Source organism: Hymenobacter sediminicola, from assembly GCF_014250515.1.
Lineage (GTDB): Bacteria > Bacteroidota > Bacteroidia > Cytophagales > Hymenobacteraceae > Hymenobacter > Hymenobacter sediminicola.
This window is the reverse complement of sequence record NZ_CP060202.1, coordinates 362,796-379,129: the sequence shown is the minus strand read 5'-3', so window position 1 is coordinate 379,129 and position 16,334 is coordinate 362,796. Positions and strand designations below refer to the sequence as shown.

At 58.8% G+C, this 16,334-nt stretch carries 17 protein-coding genes; 8 read left to right on the top strand and 9 right to left on the bottom strand.

Annotated features, from left to right (window positions below):
- Positions 1-31: 31 nt before the first annotated feature.
- Positions 32-1,099: a patatin-like phospholipase family protein gene (locus tag H4317_RS01625; RefSeq protein ID WP_185888461.1), complete on the bottom strand. Its 1,068-nt coding sequence runs from the start codon at positions 1,097-1,099 to the stop codon at positions 32-34.
- Positions 1,100-1,259: 160 nt separating this feature from the next.
- Here H4317_RS01625 and H4317_RS01620 point away from each other — a divergent pair, with 160 nt between their 5' ends.
- Entirely contained in the window at positions 1,260-2,249 is a 990-nt protein-coding gene (locus tag H4317_RS01620; protein WP_185888460.1) for an NAD-dependent epimerase/dehydratase family protein, read from the top strand.
- Positions 2,250-2,384: 135 nt separating this feature from the next.
- Complete coding sequence (locus tag H4317_RS01615; protein ID WP_185888459.1) at positions 2,385-3,119, top strand: DUF3891 family protein; 735 nt, start codon at positions 2,385-2,387, stop codon at positions 3,117-3,119.
- An 11-nt stretch (positions 3,120-3,130) separates the two neighbouring features.
- Here the strand turns inward: H4317_RS01615 and H4317_RS01610 are convergent, their stop codons facing one another.
- A complete protein-coding gene (locus tag H4317_RS01610) occupies positions 3,131-3,982 on the bottom strand; it encodes a hypothetical protein (RefSeq protein ID WP_185888458.1) in 852 nt (283 codons plus the stop codon).
- Between the two features lie 130 nt (positions 3,983-4,112).
- On the opposite strand from H4317_RS01610, the gene H4317_RS01605 reads away from it, so the two are divergent.
- Positions 4,113-5,081, top strand: a complete 969-nt coding sequence (locus H4317_RS01605) for a YihY/virulence factor BrkB family protein (protein ID WP_185888457.1) — start codon at positions 4,113-4,115, stop codon at positions 5,079-5,081.
- Between the two features lie 153 nt (positions 5,082-5,234).
- The gene (locus H4317_RS01600; protein ID WP_185888456.1) at positions 5,235-5,942 is read left to right on the top strand and encodes a hypothetical protein; all 708 of its coding nucleotides are present in this window, start codon (positions 5,235-5,237) and stop codon (positions 5,940-5,942) included.
- On the opposite strand, the gene rlmN is transcribed toward H4317_RS01600, so the two are convergent.
- The 3 genes from rlmN to H4317_RS01585 all read right to left on the bottom strand — a co-directional run bounded on the left by rlmN (position 5,939) and on the right by H4317_RS01585 (position 8,036).
- Positions 5,939-7,009 (bottom strand): dual-specificity RNA methyltransferase RlmN, encoded by a 1,071-nt coding sequence (gene rlmN, locus H4317_RS01595; protein ID WP_394368198.1) that lies wholly within the window; start codon positions 7,007-7,009, stop codon positions 5,939-5,941. The genes H4317_RS01600 and rlmN overlap by 4 nt on opposite strands.
- A gap of 193 nt (positions 7,010-7,202) precedes the next feature.
- Positions 7,203-7,565, bottom strand: coding sequence for a hypothetical protein (locus H4317_RS01590; RefSeq protein WP_185888454.1), 363 nt, complete (start codon positions 7,563-7,565; stop codon positions 7,203-7,205).
- Between the two features lie 36 nt (positions 7,566-7,601).
- The gene (locus H4317_RS01585) at positions 7,602-8,036 is read right to left on the bottom strand and encodes a thioesterase family protein (RefSeq protein ID WP_185888453.1); all 435 of its coding nucleotides are present in this window, start codon (positions 8,034-8,036) and stop codon (positions 7,602-7,604) included.
- A gap of 150 nt (positions 8,037-8,186) precedes the next feature.
- On the opposite strand from H4317_RS01585, the gene mnmC2 reads away from it, so the two are divergent.
- Genes mnmC2 through H4317_RS01565 form a run of 4 tightly spaced genes read left to right on the top strand, consistent with a single transcriptional unit; the run spans position 8,187 to position 11,671 of the window.
- A complete protein-coding gene (gene mnmC2 / locus H4317_RS01580; RefSeq protein ID WP_185888452.1) occupies positions 8,187-8,873 on the top strand; it encodes a tRNA (5-methylaminomethyl-2-thiouridine)(34)-methyltransferase MnmC2 in 687 nt (228 codons plus the stop codon).
- Positions 8,874-8,879: 6 nt separating this feature from the next.
- Entirely contained in the window at positions 8,880-9,824 is a 945-nt protein-coding gene (locus H4317_RS01575; protein ID WP_185888451.1) for an archaemetzincin, read from the top strand.
- Positions 9,825-9,863: 39 nt separating this feature from the next.
- A complete protein-coding gene (locus tag H4317_RS01570; RefSeq protein WP_185888450.1) occupies positions 9,864-11,087 on the top strand; it encodes a DUF2157 domain-containing protein in 1,224 nt (407 codons plus the stop codon).
- Complete coding sequence (locus H4317_RS01565) at positions 11,084-11,671, top strand: GDYXXLXY domain-containing protein (RefSeq protein ID WP_185888449.1); 588 nt, start codon at positions 11,084-11,086, stop codon at positions 11,669-11,671. The genes H4317_RS01570 and H4317_RS01565 overlap by 4 nt, the downstream gene beginning before the upstream one ends.
- A gap of 82 nt (positions 11,672-11,753) precedes the next feature.
- Here the strand turns inward: H4317_RS01565 and H4317_RS01560 are convergent, their stop codons facing one another.
- From H4317_RS01560 to rimO, 4 genes are all read right to left on the bottom strand, one after another.
- Positions 11,754-12,266 (bottom strand): ExbD/TolR family protein, encoded by a 513-nt coding sequence (locus H4317_RS01560; RefSeq protein ID WP_185888448.1) that lies wholly within the window; start codon positions 12,264-12,266, stop codon positions 11,754-11,756.
- Positions 12,267-12,341: 75 nt separating this feature from the next.
- On the bottom strand, positions 12,342-12,995 hold the full coding sequence (locus H4317_RS01555) for a 5-formyltetrahydrofolate cyclo-ligase (RefSeq protein ID WP_260625771.1): 654 nt from the start codon (positions 12,993-12,995) through the stop codon (positions 12,342-12,344).
- 6 nt (positions 12,996-13,001) lie between these two features.
- Positions 13,002-14,594: a bacillithiol biosynthesis cysteine-adding enzyme BshC gene (gene bshC, locus H4317_RS01550; protein ID WP_185888447.1), complete on the bottom strand. Its 1,593-nt coding sequence runs from the start codon at positions 14,592-14,594 to the stop codon at positions 13,002-13,004.
- A gap of 197 nt (positions 14,595-14,791) precedes the next feature.
- Positions 14,792-16,105 (bottom strand): 30S ribosomal protein S12 methylthiotransferase RimO, encoded by a 1,314-nt coding sequence (gene rimO, locus H4317_RS01545; protein WP_185888446.1) that lies wholly within the window; start codon positions 16,103-16,105, stop codon positions 14,792-14,794.
- Between the last annotated feature and the right edge of the window lie 229 nt (positions 16,106-16,334).

The window sequence follows — 16,334 nt, the reverse complement described above, 5'->3', positions numbered from 1 at the left end:
TCCTGAGCGGAGCGCAGAACGACCAACAAGATTACCGCGCAAAAAATGCCTGCACGCCCGCTTGTCCGCTGTCCATGAGCTGCTGCTTCTGCTCCGCCGACATCCGCTTTATCTTGGGGTTGAAGCCAGCCGTACTAATGCTGATGGTGCGGACCCAGTCCCCGGGCCGGGCCGGATTCAGGTTTTCGATAGCCACGTTGTAGAGCGCGCCCATATACGAGCCGAAATCCTGAATGGCGTAGGGCGCGAGCTGCTGCCGGCCGCCGGGCTGGCGGTCATAAGGTAGCTGCTCGGGCCGGTCGAGGCGCAGGCCCAGGGTTTCGGGGTTGGCGAACGGGCCGGCTGCCGGCAGCGTGTCCGATGCCAAAGCACTCAGGTAACGCGCGTCGTCGAACAAATCGATGGGAAAATTCGCCAGCAGCCCGCCATCTACCAGCACTTCCACAGCCTGCCCTTTGGCGGGCTGCCGCACCACGTGGCCCTGCTTATCGAGCAATACGGCCCGGAAATACAGCGGAATGCTCATGCTGATGCGCACAGCGTCGGCTACGCGCATATCGGGGTGAGTTTCGTGGCTGAACACCTGCACCCGTTGCGTAGTGAGGTTGGTGCCGGTGGTATATAGGTCGCGGTAGTGCAGCGAGTCCTGCCGAACCAGGGTGTGGAGCTGGCCCAGCGTAAGGTTCGGGTCGTGGGTTTTGCGCGCCACCAGCTCGCTTAGGTACTGCGTAAACTGGTCGCCGCGGTACCAGCCATATTGCTTAATGAGGCGGGTGCTGCCGCCGAAGAAGATAAGCCGGCCATCATTAAGCCGCTGTACCGGCGTGTTGTTCATTACCTCGATAATCTCCTTGGGCGAGTACCCTACGGCCAGCAGCGCCGCCTGAATGGCCCCGGCCGAAGTGCCACCTACCCGCCGGATACCGGCCAGCACGCCCCGCTGCTCCAGCTCGGCTAGTGCCCCGCCGTAGGCTATGCCCCGGATGCCCCCGCCTTCCATCACTAGGTTGCGGTAGACGGGTGGGGTTGCTGAAGCTGGTTGGGCAGTGCCCTTTACGGCCAGCTGAAGAGACAGGAATAGAAAAAAGATGGTGCGCATAAAGCAAACGATATGGTAGCGCCAAGATAGCACAAGGGCTGGCCAGGGTTGCAGGGCGCGCCGAACCGCGCGGCCGATAGAAGCGCGGCACCGTCACCAAAAGCAGCGGCTCCCGTATCTTTGCGGGCCCCACCACCTACTTCCCCCCCTACTTCTGCCCATGGCAACTTCCAGCACCTCTCCCACCACCCCCGGCGACACCGTTCTTGTTATTGGCGCCGGCGGTCAGCTTGGCTTAGAACTCACCCACGAGCTGCGTCAGATCTATGGCGCCTCCAACGTGGTAGCCGCCGACGTACGCGCGCCCAAAGACGCCGAAACCCTGGAAGCCGGCCCCTTCGAGCTGCTGGACGTACTGGATAAGTCCCGCCTGGAAGAAGTAGTACGCCAGTATAAGCCCAAGCAAGTGTACCATCTGGCCGCGCTGCTGTCGGCTACGGCCGAGAAGAACCCAAAATTCGGGTGGCAGCTGAACATGGATGGCCTATTTCATGTGCTGGATGCAGCCGTGGACCTAGGCGTGCAGCAGGTGTACTGGCCCAGCAGTATTGCCGTGTTTGGCCCCGATACACCTCGCCAAAATACGCCCCAGCTTACCGTCATGAACCCGAACACGGTGTACGGCATCAGCAAACTAGCTGGCGAACAGTGGTGCGAGTGGTATTTCCGCAAGCATGGCCTGGACGTGCGCAGCCTGCGCTACCCCGGCCTGATCGGCTACAAGAGCCTGCCCGGCGGCGGCACCACCGACTATGCCGTGGACATCTACCACAAGGCCGTGGCCGGCGAGGCCTACGAGTGCTTCCTGAAAGAGGACACTTACTTGCCGATGATGTACATGCCCGACGCGCTGAAAGCTACCCTGGACCTGATGCATGCACCGACCGAGAACATCAAGGTGCGCAGCAGCTACAACTTAGGTGCCATGAGTTTCTCGCCGGCTGAAATTACGGCCAGCATTCAGCGCCACTACCCCGATTTCCGGGTGACGTACCAGCCCGACTCACGCCAGCAGATTGCTGACTCCTGGCCCGCCAGCATCGACGACAGCCAAGCCCGCCAAGACTGGAACTGGCAGCCCGGCTTCGACCTGAACCGCATGACCGACGACATGCTGCTACACCTGAAAGAAGCGCTGGTGCTGAAGTAACAGCCTTCCACTTCATAAGCACAACGCCTCACCCTAGCCGGTGGGGCGTTTTCGTTTTCGGCGCATCCGTAGTAAACCTGCCGGCAATTGGTGCGTTCCTGTTATCGGCTACCTCACTCCCTCATCACCACCGCCATGATAGTCAATCATACGCCCGATGGCTGGCAGATCATCTACCAGCAGATGCATGCGCTGCTAGCAAGCCAGCTGGCTTGGCAATGGCCGCCGCTGGGCCCGCCCGACCGATGGGTGGGTCTGCTGGCGGCCACCGCTCAGCACGACGATGAGCAGCAGCACTGGGACGGACACTACGGCATTACGGCGGCGGGCGCACCCGCCAACTTCACGATGAAGGACTTTTCGCTGGAACAGGCCACACGCCTGATGCAGGCCGCCCGCTTCCAGGGGCGCTGGCGCAGCCTGCTCACCAGCATGCACCTGAGCACCCTCTACGAAGACCTGCGCGACGAAAAAAAGGAGCTGGCCTCTTTTCTGGATGAGCAGCAGGCGCAGCAGAAAAAATGGCTGCGGGAGCTAAAAGTCACGAAGGCCGAAGCCCGCCAGGCCTACGACCTGCTACACTGGTGCGACCGGCTCAGCCTGATTCTATGCCGGCACGAACTACCGGAAATGGGCCGCGCCCTCGAAATATATACCGGCCCCAACGGGCAGCGCTATGAGGTGCAGCAGCCTCAGCCTGATGGCCCCGTAACGGTGCACCCCTGGCCGTTCCGGGACAAACAGTTTGACGTGAGTGTGGAGGCCCTGCAGGTACGGCAGCTCCAGTTCCAGGACGATGGGGAACTGGCCACCGCGCTACGCAAGGCACCCATCGAAACCCTGACGTGGCAGTTCAGCGCACAGCCGTAGCCATTTAGGGACTATAGAGGTTGTATCAGCTTTGGATTCGTCATGATGCCGGCCGGCACAGAGTCCAGGGCCACAATGTGGTCGAGGTGGCGGCCGTCTTTGCCATCGGTGCGGTCGGAGGCAAGCAGCAGTTTGCCGTAGCGGCGGTAGTCGGACCAGCGGCGGCGGAAGGCGGGCAGCGAGTCGTTGGCTTCTTTGTAGTAGGCCCACTCTTCCACGAGGCTGGTTTTGGGGTTCACGAATAGCTGGTACCGGTTGTCAGGCGTCACGCCTACGTTGCGGAAGCTCATATTGAGCACTTCGGCGGCGGTACTATCCATGAATTTGCCGGCTCCCTGGTAAGTGAGCGTAACGCCGGAGTCTTTCAGCTTGAAGGGCATCAGCAGCCACCACGAGTTGTTCACCCAAATCGGGTACATGTTTTCCAGCAGCTTCCGGCCGTCGGGCGTAGCCGAAATATCCTCGCCGCTCCGGTATACACGCCCTTGCTTAGTGCCTAAGTTATAGAGCGCCACCAAGCTGTCTTTCTGCCAACGGAAGTCGCCGGTTTGCTTGTCCCAGAGCTGGTAGGAGCCATCCAGAAAGTCCCAGCCCAGCAGGCGAGTCTGCTGCCAGGCCGGATAGCCGCCCATGTGTTGCATCACCCGGTCGGCCAGGGCCAGCGCCTGATCATCGGAGCCTACCCGGTCGAAGCCGTCGGCGGCCGGATACGAGGCCGTGCTATCGGCGGCAGCCACTTCTGTGGTAGCCGCTGCCGGCTTGTCGGCAGTTGGGTTGCAGCCGCTCAGGCCCGCCAGCAGCGCTGCTGGAATAAGCAAAAACAGGAATCGGCTAGTGGAAAAAGAGCGAGTAGAACGAGGCATAAGCAGCAGGTTTTGAGAATCGGATGAAGCCGTCTGTTCTACGCATAAGTGCCCGATTCGGCCAGCTCAACCGAACGCCTTTGCCATCCGGCCGTACTACCAGAGCTTCTGCTCCTGATTTTTCTGCTTTATGGCCACGCACTACCGCTTCTCTGATATCGTCAATATCTTCAAAACTACCGCTGCCGAGTTCATGGTCAATAACTCGTTTCGCCATGCGGCGGCCCTCTCCTACTACACCATTTTCTCATTGCCGCCACTGCTGCTCATCGTCATTACGGTGGCCAGCTCCATGTATGGCGGCGAAGCCGTAACCGGCCAGGTCTACGGACAGTTACGAGGCTTCGTCGGGGCCGATTCGGCCAAGTTTCTGCAGGATTCCATTGCCGAGTTTACCAAGCAGCAGAAAGGCGGTGCGGCGGCCATCATCGGCATCGGCACCCTCATTTTCGCCGCCACTACCTTCTTCGTGACGCTGCAGGAAAGCATCAACGACATCTGGAATCTGAAAGTGAAGCCCCGCAACGGTATCTGGCAGTTCGTGCGGGACCGGTTGCTCTCGTTTGGCCTGATTCTGAGCGTGGCTCTACTACTGCTTATTTCATTCGTTATCAGCGCCATGCTCTCCGTCTTCACCGACTATCTGCAACGGCTGCTGCCCGAAGTTACGATTATCCTGATCCGGCTGATTGACTTCAGTTTGTCGCTCTTCATCACCTCGCTGCTGTTTGCCCTCATCTACCGGTTCCTGCCCGATGCCATCATCCGATGGCGCGACGTGGGCATCGGGGCGTTCATTACGGCGCTGCTCTTTATGCTGGGCAAGTACCTGATTGCGGCTTACATAGCCTATGCCAATCCGGGCTCGGCTTTCGGGGCAGCGGGCTCGGCCATTCTGCTGCTGCTGTGGGTGAACTACTCGTCGCTCATTATCTTTTTCGGGGCCGAATTCACCCAGGAGTTTGCCGACGGTTTCGGGCAGAAAGTGCAGCCAAAGGCCCACGCCGTCCGCATCGAAACCCGCGAAGTACCGGAGGGCGAATCAAAGGAGGAAATTACGACGGGCCGCCCCCGCTCCGAAGGACGCTGGAAGAACTAGCGAGCAGGCAATAGCAACAAAGTAAGCCACATTCGTTGCGCCGTTTTCCGAGCCAGCATAGGCTGGTACTGCCCCGTCGGCAACGGTCAAAAAAATTTATCCAAGCAGTTGCAAAGCGCGGGCGGGTTCGTTTCGGTGCGCTATCTTGCAAGGATGAAAACACTATCTACTCTGCTGTTATCCGCCTTACTTCTCCTCTCGGGGCGCATTTATGCTACTCCCACAGCCGCCGATACGCTGAAAGGCCAGAAGCTATTTATTCAGCACGTTTCGCAGTCAGTCTGCAACAAGCTCAACGAAGAAGAGAAAAAGAAGCCGCTCAATAAACTCTCTCCCGAGGAAGGCCAGGCCCTGCTCACGGATGTACTGCAAACCAGCATGCAGGACCATATTGATGAAATGGCGGCTATCATGAAGGCCAATAAAGTAAGTAAGCCGCGCAAGTTCGGGGAAATGGTGGGGCGCGAAGTGGTAGTGGTGCTATTGCAAAACTGCCCGCTTAGTCAGCAGTTGTTCGCGTCGGTGGGCGTATCGGCCATGAAGGATAAGCCGACGATTGCGCCGGAAGAGAAGCCGGTGCTGATGCTCGTTTCTGCTGAAATCTGCCAGCGGCTGGATACCGAAAACGCAAAATCGGCCATTTCCAGCCGCCCTAAGACCGAGCGGAAGCAAGTCATCGAAAACGCCATGCAGGGCGCTATGCTCAAGCATCTGGAAGCCTTATCCAACTACTATGGCCTGAAGCAGATCCAGAACAACAGCCACATGGAAACCGTGGGGCGCAAAATAGGCCTGCTGTTGGCCGACCAGTGCCCCAACTATCTGATGCAGATGGGCCTGGATGAAGTGACGGAAAATTAGGCCGCTACTTCCGGCTTCTCTTTCACGGCCAGCTGTCCGCAGGCAGCGTCAATGTCTTTGCCACGCGAGCGACGCAGGTTGGTTTGCACGCCCCGGTCGGCCAGATACTTCAGAAACGCCATCAGCTTCACTTCGCCGGTGTTTTTGTAGTCGGCGTTTTCGATGGGGTTGTACTCAATGAGATTCACTTTGCAGGGAATCCATTTCGAAATCTGGAACAGCTCCTCGGCGTCCTCTAGCGTGTCGTTGAAGCTTTCGAATACGATGTACTCGTAGGTGACTTTGCGGCCCGTTACCTGGTGGTAATGCTTCAGCGCGTCCTTCAGCGAGGCCAGCGAGTTGGCTTCGTTGATGGGCATGATTTCGTTGCGCTTCGTGTCGTTGGGCGCGTGCAGCGAAAGGGCCAGATTGGCCTTCACGCCGTCGTCGGCCAGCTTCTTGATCATCTTGGCAATGCCGGCAGTGCTGACCGTGATGCGGCGCGGCGCCATGTTCAGGCCGTCGGGCGCCGTAATCCGCTCGATGCTTTTCACCACGTTGGCGTAGTTGAGCAGCGGCTCGCCCATGCCCATGTACACGATGTTGGTGAGCGGCGTGCCGTACTGGGCTTCGCACTGCTCCTTGATGCGCACCACTTGGTCGTAGATTTCGGCGGCGTCGAGGTTGCGCTTGCGCTCCATGTAGCCGGTTGCGCAGAACTTGCACGTAAGTGAGCAGCCCACCTGCGAGCTGATGCAGGCCGTCATGCGCGTATCGTGCGGAATCAGTACGCCTTCCACGATGTTGCCGTCGTAGAGCCGGAATGCCGATTTGATGGTGCCGTCGTTGCTGAGCTGCTGGTTTTGCACCTGCACGCCATTGATGACAAAGTGCTGGGCTAGCAACTCGCGCGTGGCCAGCGAGATGTTGTTCATCTCCTCAAACGAGCCAGCCGTGTTCTTCCAGAGCCACTCGCTCACCTGCTTAGCACGGAACGGCTTCTCGCCGTGCTCCACCATAAAGGTCTTGAGCTCGTCGGGGGTGAGTTTGCGGATGTCGCGCTTGGAAACTACGGGCAGTTCAATCATCATAGCGCAAAGATACAACGCCAGAGGCAGTTGGGTTCCCGGTTTTTGCTATTCTCGGGTACGCGGTCAGCCAGCACGTGCTGTAGAAGTGAGGCAGCCGTTGTGCTTCTCCGCAAATAGCTGCTATTCGCCGCGCAAGCTGCTTTCTGCTTCCAGGCCCAGCGCCCACAGTTTCCGGGTGCTACAAAGGGCGTTACGCATCAGATTTCTCCTCCCGGCTTCCGTAGTAGCCGGCGGCCGCGGCTCCTGCACTCATGCACAGCTCTATAAACCAGAAGCGGCCCGGATTGGCGGGCATATCAAACAAGATAAACAGCCCAAACCACCACGCCAAACAGGCCAGAAACACTGTTATCACCAGATTGGCGGTGTGCTCGTAGTCGGTCAGGCGCAACAGCCCGTACACGCCCAGCCCGATGGCAACCGGAGCACCGAACATAAGCAGCAGGGCCGCCCCCAGAAAGTCTTCTACCGTACCATTCTTGAATGCCTCCCCGAAGACTCGCCGCCCTGCAAACAAGAACAATAAGCAGAGCAGAAAAGCACGTCGTTTCATTCGGGCTAATGTAACCCCGAAAACCACCCGCCAGCGCTAACCTGCTTCACCGCGCAGCCGACCGGCAACTTCCTCGCCGAGCAGCTGCAGTTTGCGGGCTTTGTAGTCGAACATGAGCATGCCGGTTTTGGCGCGGGCTATTTCGCGGCCAGCTTGCGTGCGCACCCGGTACACCACGTCGAAACCGTATTTCGAGAGGTCATCGGCGGCCATCTGGATGTGCAGCACGTCGCCGTAGAACCCCTCGCCTTTGTACTCAATGGCCACATCGGCCATGATGGTGCCGCGCCCGGTGGCAGGGTCGAACTCGGTAAGGCCCACGTGACGCAGAAACTGCACACGGGCTTCGTGCAGCAAGCTGAGCAGCGCATCGTTGCCGAGGTGGCCGCCGTAGTTGAGGTCCGTAATCCGGACGGGCATTTCGATGGAAAACAGGAAAGTTTCCGGTAGATTTACTTTAACGCGAGCCATGTATCTGGGGCAAAAGAAAAGCGGATGGCATACATACGCACAGCTTGCAGGCTGGGCGGTTCAGTAGCTTCTTCTTGCTTCCTTTTGCAACATCTTTTCCGGGCGCCGCGCCGTACCCGCTTCCACTCCCCCATTTCCACGCTTCCCCCAATGTCCAACCCTAAAGTAGAAGTCCGCACTACCGCCGACGGCTCAAGCACGCTATATGTGCCAGCCCTGGATGAGCACTACCATTCCACGCATGGTGCGGTACAGGAAGCCCAGCACGTGTATCTGGCGGCCGGCCTAGAGCCGGTTCTCTCGAAAGCAACGAGCATGGTTTGGGTGCTGGAAGTGGGTTTCGGGACGGGCCTGAATGCGCTGCTTACGCTGGAGCGCAGCTTAGACAGTGCCCAGCCCATCTTCTATGACACTATCGAGAAATACCCGCTTTCGGAAGCCATTATTGAGCAACTAGGCGCGGAACGCTACCTGCTGAACCCCGACTTACTCGACTACCATCAGCAGATTCATGCCGCCTCGTGGGGTACACCGGTAGCTCTCACACCGCAGTTTGCGCTGCTGAAAATGGCCGGCGCCCTGCAGGATACGCTGCTGGCTGAGGACACCTATCAGGTTATTTACTTTGATGCTTTTGCGCCGGAGAAGCAGCCCGACATGTGGACCGATGAAGTATTTGCCCAGTTGTATGCGGCTACTGCGCCCGGTGGCTGCCTAGTGAGTTACTGCGCCAAAGGCTCGTTTCGGCGCAGCCTGAAAGCTGCCGGCTGGCTGGTTGAAAAGGTGCCCGGCCCGGTAGGCAAGCGCGAAATGACGCGCGCCTGGAAACGGGGGTAGAATATAGTGTCTGGCTTCTTAGTATTCCGTCGACTTCTTCGGCTGGTTTGGGGAGTAGTAGGTCTGGTAGGCATCAGCTTAGCACTGGCGTGTGGTTGGCCCAGTTACCCAGAATTTTCGGCAGAAGCGCGAGCGTATTTCGATGCTATCAAAGCCAATGACCAGCCGTTGAAAACGCCTCGGCCCGGTGAGTGGCGACATGAGAACCACGAGCCGGGCCAAACGCTGGAGCAGTACCAAGATTTGGCTATTACCCGACCAGATTCGGTACATCGGACGTTGTATCTGCTGCCGATTGGACACTTTTCACCGCTGCAGAAGCAGGTGCTGGAGGCTACTCGGCAGTATCTGCAGCACTTCTTTCAGCTGCCGGTGACACTGCTGGCGGCGGTACCGGATACGTTTGTGCCGAAGGTGGCCCGGCGCCGGGGAGTTGAGGGGCAGGAGCAACTTCTGGCTCCCTACATCCTCACGCACCACCTCGCCGGAAAGCTACCGCCCGATGGCTTGGCACTAATGGCTCTTAGCCCCCGAGACCTATATCCGAAGCCTGAGTGGAACTACGTATTCGGGCTGGCCTCGTACCCAGACCGTGTGGGAGTTACCTCATTGTATCGGCTGCAGGATACCCGGTTGACAGCGGCCAACTACACCCGCTGCCTAACCCGCCTGCTCAACCTTTCCTCCCACGAGCTGGGACACATGTTTTCCCTGCGCCACTGCACCTTCGCGCGCTGCGCCATGAACGGCACCAATAGTCTAGCGGAAACTGACGGTACACCAAACCGCCTTTGCTCCGAATGCCAGACCAAGCTCTATTGGACATGCCGCTACAACAACCGTCAACGACTACTGGCTCTGCACACCTTTTTCCAAAACCATCAGCTAAAAACCGATGCTTCTTTGGCCAGCCACGACCTGAAGCGCCTACCTGCTGTAACTCGACCTTAACCTCCCACATTGCACCATCCTCCGTAAGTTGCAGCAGTTATGAGTCGTAAACTACTGGAAACAGACGGGCTGGAATGGGTGCAGCAGGGCATCGTGACGGAGGCGCAGCGGGCGCAGCTGCTGGCGCTGTATCCCGAGGAGCGCCCGGCTATCGGGCTGCTGCCGCTACTCGGAAGCCTCCTGATTCTACTGAGTGCGCTAAGCCTGGTAGCAGCCAACTGGCAAAGCTTGCCCGAAGCAGTGCGGCTGGGACTCCTGCTGGGCTCACTGGCCGGCACCTACGCCGGGGCCGAGTACTTCCTGCGCCGCCAGTATGAGTCGCTGGGCATGGGACTGGTGGGGCTGGGGCTGCTGCTGTTCGGCATCAGCATTATTCTGACCAGCCAGATGTATCAGCTCATCGGCTACGACCTAACGGGGCTGGTAGCTTGGGCCGTGGCTGGCGTGGCCCTGACATGGGTGTACCGCAGCCGCTTTCTGTTCATCCTGACAGTGGCTATTGGCGGTATCGTGCAAGGCTATAACACAGGCCAGTTGGGCGCGTTCAGCTACCTGACGGCGGTGCTCACGGCGGGCGGACTGGGCTACTACTGGTGGCGACGCCCCGACTCGCTGCTGGGCGCGGTGCTGGCTACCGGCCTGCTCTGGCAAACCGCACTGCTGGTCAGCCTCCTGCACATTAAAATCACCTGGTTCTTCGGCCCGGCCATGCTGATTTACGCCCTCGGCGACTGGCAGGAAGACCGGCCCGCCGGCCGTGCTATGCAGGGTCCGCCGCTGGTAGCGGCCTTCCTGTTTACGTTAGGCTTGGCACTGTTCGGCGAGTCGGATACTTATACCGGAGAGTTGCGGCCGCCGCTGCTGGCGTATCTGGGGGTGTTGGGCGCGGTGCTGGCGCTTTCACTTTGGGGTAAGCAGCGCCGCGGCCGCCTGGGCAGTGCCACCGACTGGCTGCTGCTACTGCCAGGTTTCTACCTACCGGGTGGGCTGCCACTGGCCATAGCCACGCTGGTGGTGCTCTATGCCTATTCGGGGGCCGTGCTGTGGCGCGCCCACCAGGAGCGCAACCAGGACCGGGTGACGCTGGGCACGGTGCTGTTCATCCTGACGACGGCTGTAGCTTACTTCAAGCTCACTTGGGGCTTCATGGATAAGTCGCTGTTTTTCCTGCTGGGCGGCTCGCTGCTGTTGGGCCTAAGCTGGTTTCTGCGCCGGCGCGCCGCGCACACATTTTCCTCTCCCGAAACTCCCGGCCAGCCATGAGCACACCTCTCCCCATGGCGCCGAACAACGACACAGTAGCCGTACGCCACCCTCCGCTCCCCAAACCGCACCGGCAGCGGTGGCTGCTGTGGCTAGTGGGCGCGCAGTTACTGTTTGTGCTAGCGGTAGCAGCGGCCGGCTACGCTACCGGCCGTTTCGGGAGCGTGGTGCTGTTGCGCACCACACCCGTTGACCCGCGCGACCTGCGCTTCAGCGACTATGTAGAGCTGAACTATACCATTAGTCTGCTGCCGGGTCATCTGTGGAAAGGTAGCACGCTGCCCCGCCGCAAAGACCCCGTGTATGTAGTTTTGGAGCCCCGTGCCGGGGTGTTCGAAGCTGTGGCAGTATATCCGGAGCGGCCAGAAACGGCACCGGGCCAAACGGTATTGCGCGGCTGGGTGGCCGATACGTGGCGCCGCAGTATGCGCCTGCGCTACGGTCTGGAACGCTACTACGTGCCTGAAGAAACCCGACGCAAGCTTCGGCGCCAGCAGCCGCTACAAGTACACATTAGTGTGGCCCCGTGGGGGCAGGCCCGCATTTCGCAGGTAGAGGTGCTGCCAGCTTTGCGCCCTAAGTAGCTAAGGAATAGCAAGTCAGACAAATGGCGCAGATTCACATCCATTCATCTGATTGACAAACGCTTACATTACAAACAGCGCTTTATAGGGAATTACTATCCAGTAGCTCCTGATCAGCAGAGGTGAAGTCTACCAGCGCGTATTTGCCTTGGTCGGTGATGTTCATTTCATCCAGTACATCTACCAGGTCGCGGTATTTTGCATCAGGGCCAGCTTTGATGAGCACAAAAGGAGCCGGCTGCTGCCGTTGGCGCCGGAGCAGCACCTGTCGCAACCCTTCGGCGCTGAAGGTGGTCGTACGAAGTTCGGGCTGCTCCACGTCGGCGCGGTTCAGCCCGAAGAAGTAGTGCACTTTGCTGTCTTTGCCCAGAATCAATGTCAGGGCGTTTTTATCCGGCACATCTGAAACCGGCCCTTTCGTCGGCATCGTGAGGTCCATGGTGGTGGGCTTACTGAACGTTGTGGTCAGCATGAAGAACGTTAGCAGCAGAAACGCCAGGTCCACCATTGGTGTCATGTCGAGGCGGAAAGCTTTCTTCTTGATGCGAGGCTTGTGGCCACGAGCAGCCGGCGCGGAGGATTGGATTTCAGCCATGACACAAATGGTATATAGTGAATTGATATTCACTCAACGGCTTGGCGCTCCGGCTTATTGCATAGTCCGCACGTCTCAGAACCGCCACACTTTCTCTGGCGTGATGCAGGCGTGCAGGCGTACGTCGCCGTCCCAGGCATCAACAATGCGCGGCACCGGTGGCTCTAGGCTCAGCCCGATACGTAGCGTATCGGGCCGGCATTCGGCCAGAAATCGGTCGTAGAATCCTTTGCCATAGCCTACGCGGTGGCCCTGTTCATCAAAAGCCAGCAGCGGAATAAGCACGGCATCCAGCTGTGTCGGCAGCACCTCCGGGGCTTTTACTGGCTCCGGAATTCCCCATTTGTTGTCGAGAAGCTGGGTGTCGGGCGTGAGGTGGTAGTGGCGCAGTGTCTGGCCATCAGGCTGTACCACGGGCACAGCCAATTGCACCGGCAGATCTTCACCCCAGATTTCTATAACGATGGGCCAGGTATCAGGCTCTTTATGGTGCGGAATCGGCAGAAACAAATGGAGCCATTGCCACTCTGCCACCGGGAAGTGACGGAAAAGCTGCCTGCGCAGCTCGTCACTGCGACGGGTAACTTCCTCTTCCGGAAGGGCGCGGCGGCGGGCTAGTGCTGCGCGGCGCAAGTCGGTTTTCAGCATACCAAACGTTTGAAACGCCACCCGCATCTGGCACGTTATCCACTGACTGTCAGGATATACCGCAGCCACGTAGTCTTTCATTGTTACTTACTCCTCTTCCAGCACCGTAAACTCCAGCGCCAGCGGGTCGAAGGCATCCAGCAACTGGTTGATGAAGTCGGGGTTATTGATGAGGATGCTCAACACGTTGTCTTCCCGCTCCTGCAGATGACCGTTCGGCATCAGCTTGTCTTTGAGAGCCGTGAGCTGGCTGTAGGCGGTTTCATGCTTGGCTTCAGCGGCTTTGCTCAGGCGCTTTTCGAGGCCCGTTACAATGCCAGCTACTTTCTGCTGCTCGGCCGCTACGGTCTTCACCAGCGTTGGGTCGAGGCGCTGCGCCAGATCGGCTACCTGCCGGAAAGCTTCTGCCAGTTGCTGCTGCTGCTGCTGCAGGCTCACCTCTTCCTGGCCCAACGTGATACCTACCTGTTTCTTGAGCTCGGGCAGCGGCCGGAACACATCCAGAGAAGTCAGGCCCAGCTTGCGCAGCTTGGCCGCATTGGCCTTGCCGATGTACTGTGCCGAGTTGCGGAGCAGCAGAATCGGGAAAGGCACCCCGCTTTCTTCAAATACACCTTTCAGCTGAAACCAGTATGCCACTTCTGCCCCACCCCCGATGTAGCACAGGTTGGGCAGCAGCAACTCCTGATACAATGGCCGCAGCACCACATTCGGGCTAAACTGCTCGGGATGCTGCTGCGCCAGCTCCAGCACTTCCTGTTGCGTATGGCAGCGGCCGGTATTGCGCACCGTAATCTGCACGCAGTCCTGGGCCGCATCGTACTCCAGCCGCTCCCGCTTGCCGGCGTCGGTCAAGAAGAATAGATTGATAGGACGCGAGTACACCTGTGGCTTATAACCAGCGGCTTCCAGACGGGCATTAGCCGCCTGCACGGCTTTGTTGGACGCCTGCTCCTGAATTTCGGTTCTAAGCACCGGTACCAGTGCCTGCTTGAGCTCGGGAGCATCAGCATCAAGGCTTACCAAACCCAGCTCCCCGAACAGGTCGTGGGTGAGGCGGCGGGTGGCGGCCGCCAGCGTACCCGATTCTTCATACGCCTGCCGGAACAGAGCTGGAATGTCACTAGGCAGTTGGTCCAATAAATCCTCTTTCAATCCGGCCAGCGGCAGGCGGCCTACAGGGCCTCCTATTTCGGCGGCGTTCCACTCGTATTTCTTGCCGAACAGGTTGAAGTGGTTGATTTCCGCGAAGTCGTGGTCTTCGGTAGCCATCCAGTACACTGGCACAAAATCGTACTGCGGATAGTGCTCCTTCAGCTGGCGAGCCAGCTTTACTGCCGTCACAATCTTATAGATGAAATACAGCGGCCCGGTAAACAGATTGAGCTGGTGGCCGGTGGTGATAGTGAACGTCGTGTCCTTGGCAAGCAACTCGATGTTCGCCTGCACGGCCGGGTGCACGGCCAGTAGCGTGGCGTACTGCTGCCGGAGTGCTGCTACCAGCCGCTGGCGGGCGTCCGGGGTGTAGTGCGTCTGTTTTTCCTGCAGTTGCTCACCAAATGCTTCTAGCGTCGGGAACCGATGATAGAAAGGAGCTAAGCCTTCGTGACGGGCCAGGTAATCGGTGAGCAGGGAAGAAAATGCGCCGGTTTCGGCGTACGAGAGAGTCGTGACGGACATACGAGAGAGGGATAATCGGGCTATAACCAGCCAGCTGCCACAAAGTAACTGGGTATTTTTAGTTGGGGTTGCTGATTGGCATTTTCCATCTACTAGTCAAAGCGTTACAAAATAATAGCTCCCGGCACTTGGGGCACCGGGAGCTACTACAAGCTCATTCACTTGGTATGTCCGCCTGGCAGCTGGCAAGCCGAACCTTATACCAGCTTGCCGTACAAATCGAAGTCCGAGGCCTCCGTAATCTGCACCTGTGCGAAGTCGCCGAGACGCACGTAGGTGTCTTTGGTGGCAGGCACCAGCACTTCGTTGTCTACTTCCGGCGAGTCGTACTGAGTGCGGCCCACAAAGTAGCCGCTTTCCTTGCGGTCGAACAGCACCTTATGGGTCTGGCCCACGCGCTCCTCGTTCAGCTCCATCGAAATACCCTGCTGCAGCTCCATAATTTGGTCGGCGCGGTCCTGCTTCACCTCGGCCGGCACGTCGTCTTCGAGCGTGTAGGAGTGCGTATTGTCTTCGTGCGAATAGTTGAAGATGCCCAACCGGTCGAAGCGAGTTTCCTCTACGAAGCGGTACAGTTCCTCGAAATCCTGCTGGGTCTCGCCGGGGTGGCCCGCAATGAGTGTGGTACGGAGCGCAATGTCGGGCACCCGCTGCCGGATGGTATCCACCAGCTCCACGGTGCGACGCTTGCTAATGCCGCGGCGCATGGTTTTCAGCATGTTATCGGAAATATGCTGCAGCGGCATATCCAGGTATTTGCAGATGTTGTCCCGCTCGTTCATCACGTCCAGGGCATCCATCGGGAATTGCGAGGGGTAGGCATACTGCAGCCGGATCCAGTCGATGCCGTTCACGTCGGACAGGTTGCGGAGCAGGTCGGCCAGCTTCCGCTCGCCATAGTGCTGCAGGCCGTAATAGGTCAGATCCTGGGCAATAAGAATCAACTCCTTGGTTCCCATGGAGGCGAGGCGGTTGGCTTCCTTCACCAAGTCCTCGATGGGGCGGTCCATGTGCTTACCGCGCATCAACGGGATGGCGCAGAACGAGCAGGGCCGGTTGCAGCCCTCGGCAATCTTGAAGTAGGCGTAGTGCTTGGGCGTGGTCAGCAGCCGCTCGCCCACCAGCTCGTGCATGTAGTTGGCCTCCAGCGTCTTCATCAGCTGCGGCAGCTCCAAGGTGCCGAAGAAAGCATCTACCTGCGGAATTTCCACCTCCAGGTCGTCCTTATAGCGCTGGGAGAGGCAGCCCGTCACGTAAAGCTTGTCCAGTTTGCCGGCTTCCTTCTCGTCGGCGTAGCGCAGGATGGTATCAATGCTTTCCTGCTTGGCATTGTCGATAAAGCCGCAGGTGTTGATGATGACGATGTTGGCGTCGCTCTGTTCGGCTTCGTGCGTCACCTCAAACTGGTTGGCGCGAAGCTGGCCCATAAGCACCTCCGAGTCCACGATGTTCTTGGAGCAGCCGAGGGTGATGACGTTGACTTTATTGGCCTGCTGGCTTCTTACTTTCATGCTGGATTGGGTAGGCGGGCGGCCGGGCAATTTCTTATCAGTGAGAAAGTTGCCCGCGACGGCCCGCGACGAAAATCGGACCGCAAAGGTACGCAGTAGGCAACGCCTTTTCCTACTGAGGAAGTTTCTTTGTGCGCCGGGCCCTGTAGTTTTCGCCTCCTTTTCTGGAGCGGCAACGGATGCGCTTAACGTCTGCGCAGAGCACCTCTGTAGCAATAGTATCTGGCTG

Bases quoted from the DNA above. Each gene is read 5' to 3' on its own strand.
- H4317_RS01625 (WP_185888461.1), bottom strand. From the start codon at position 1,099: ATGCGCACCATCTTTTTTCTATTCCTGTCTCTTCAGCTGGCCGTAAAG.
- H4317_RS01620 (WP_185888460.1), top strand. From the start codon at position 1,260: ATGGCAACTTCCAGCACCTCTCCCACCACCCCCGGCGACACCGTTCTT.
- H4317_RS01615 (WP_185888459.1), top strand. From the start codon at position 2,385: ATGATAGTCAATCATACGCCCGATGGCTGGCAGATCATCTACCAGCAG.
- H4317_RS01610 (WP_185888458.1), bottom strand. From the start codon at position 3,982: ATGCCTCGTTCTACTCGCTCTTTTTCCACTAGCCGATTCCTGTTTTTG.
- H4317_RS01605 (WP_185888457.1), top strand. From the start codon at position 4,113: ATGGCCACGCACTACCGCTTCTCTGATATCGTCAATATCTTCAAAACT.
- H4317_RS01600 (WP_185888456.1), top strand. From the start codon at position 5,235: ATGAAAACACTATCTACTCTGCTGTTATCCGCCTTACTTCTCCTCTCG.
- rlmN (WP_394368198.1), bottom strand. From the start codon at position 7,009: ATGATTGAACTGCCCGTAGTTTCCAAGCGCGACATCCGCAAACTCACC.
- H4317_RS01590 (WP_185888454.1), bottom strand. From the start codon at position 7,565: ATGAAACGACGTGCTTTTCTGCTCTGCTTATTGTTCTTGTTTGCAGGG.
- H4317_RS01585 (WP_185888453.1), bottom strand. From the start codon at position 8,036: ATGGCTCGCGTTAAAGTAAATCTACCGGAAACTTTCCTGTTTTCCATC.
- mnmC2 (WP_185888452.1), top strand. From the start codon at position 8,187: ATGTCCAACCCTAAAGTAGAAGTCCGCACTACCGCCGACGGCTCAAGC.
- H4317_RS01570 (WP_185888450.1), top strand. From the start codon at position 9,864: ATGAGTCGTAAACTACTGGAAACAGACGGGCTGGAATGGGTGCAGCAG.
- H4317_RS01565 (WP_185888449.1), top strand. From the start codon at position 11,084: ATGAGCACACCTCTCCCCATGGCGCCGAACAACGACACAGTAGCCGTA.
- H4317_RS01560 (WP_185888448.1), bottom strand. From the start codon at position 12,266: ATGGCTGAAATCCAATCCTCCGCGCCGGCTGCTCGTGGCCACAAGCCT.
- H4317_RS01555 (WP_260625771.1), bottom strand. From the start codon at position 12,995: ATGAAAGACTACGTGGCTGCGGTATATCCTGACAGTCAGTGGATAACG.
- bshC (WP_185888447.1), bottom strand. From the start codon at position 14,594: ATGTCCGTCACGACTCTCTCGTACGCCGAAACCGGCGCATTTTCTTCC.
- rimO (WP_185888446.1), bottom strand. From the start codon at position 16,105: ATGAAAGTAAGAAGCCAGCAGGCCAATAAAGTCAACGTCATCACCCTC.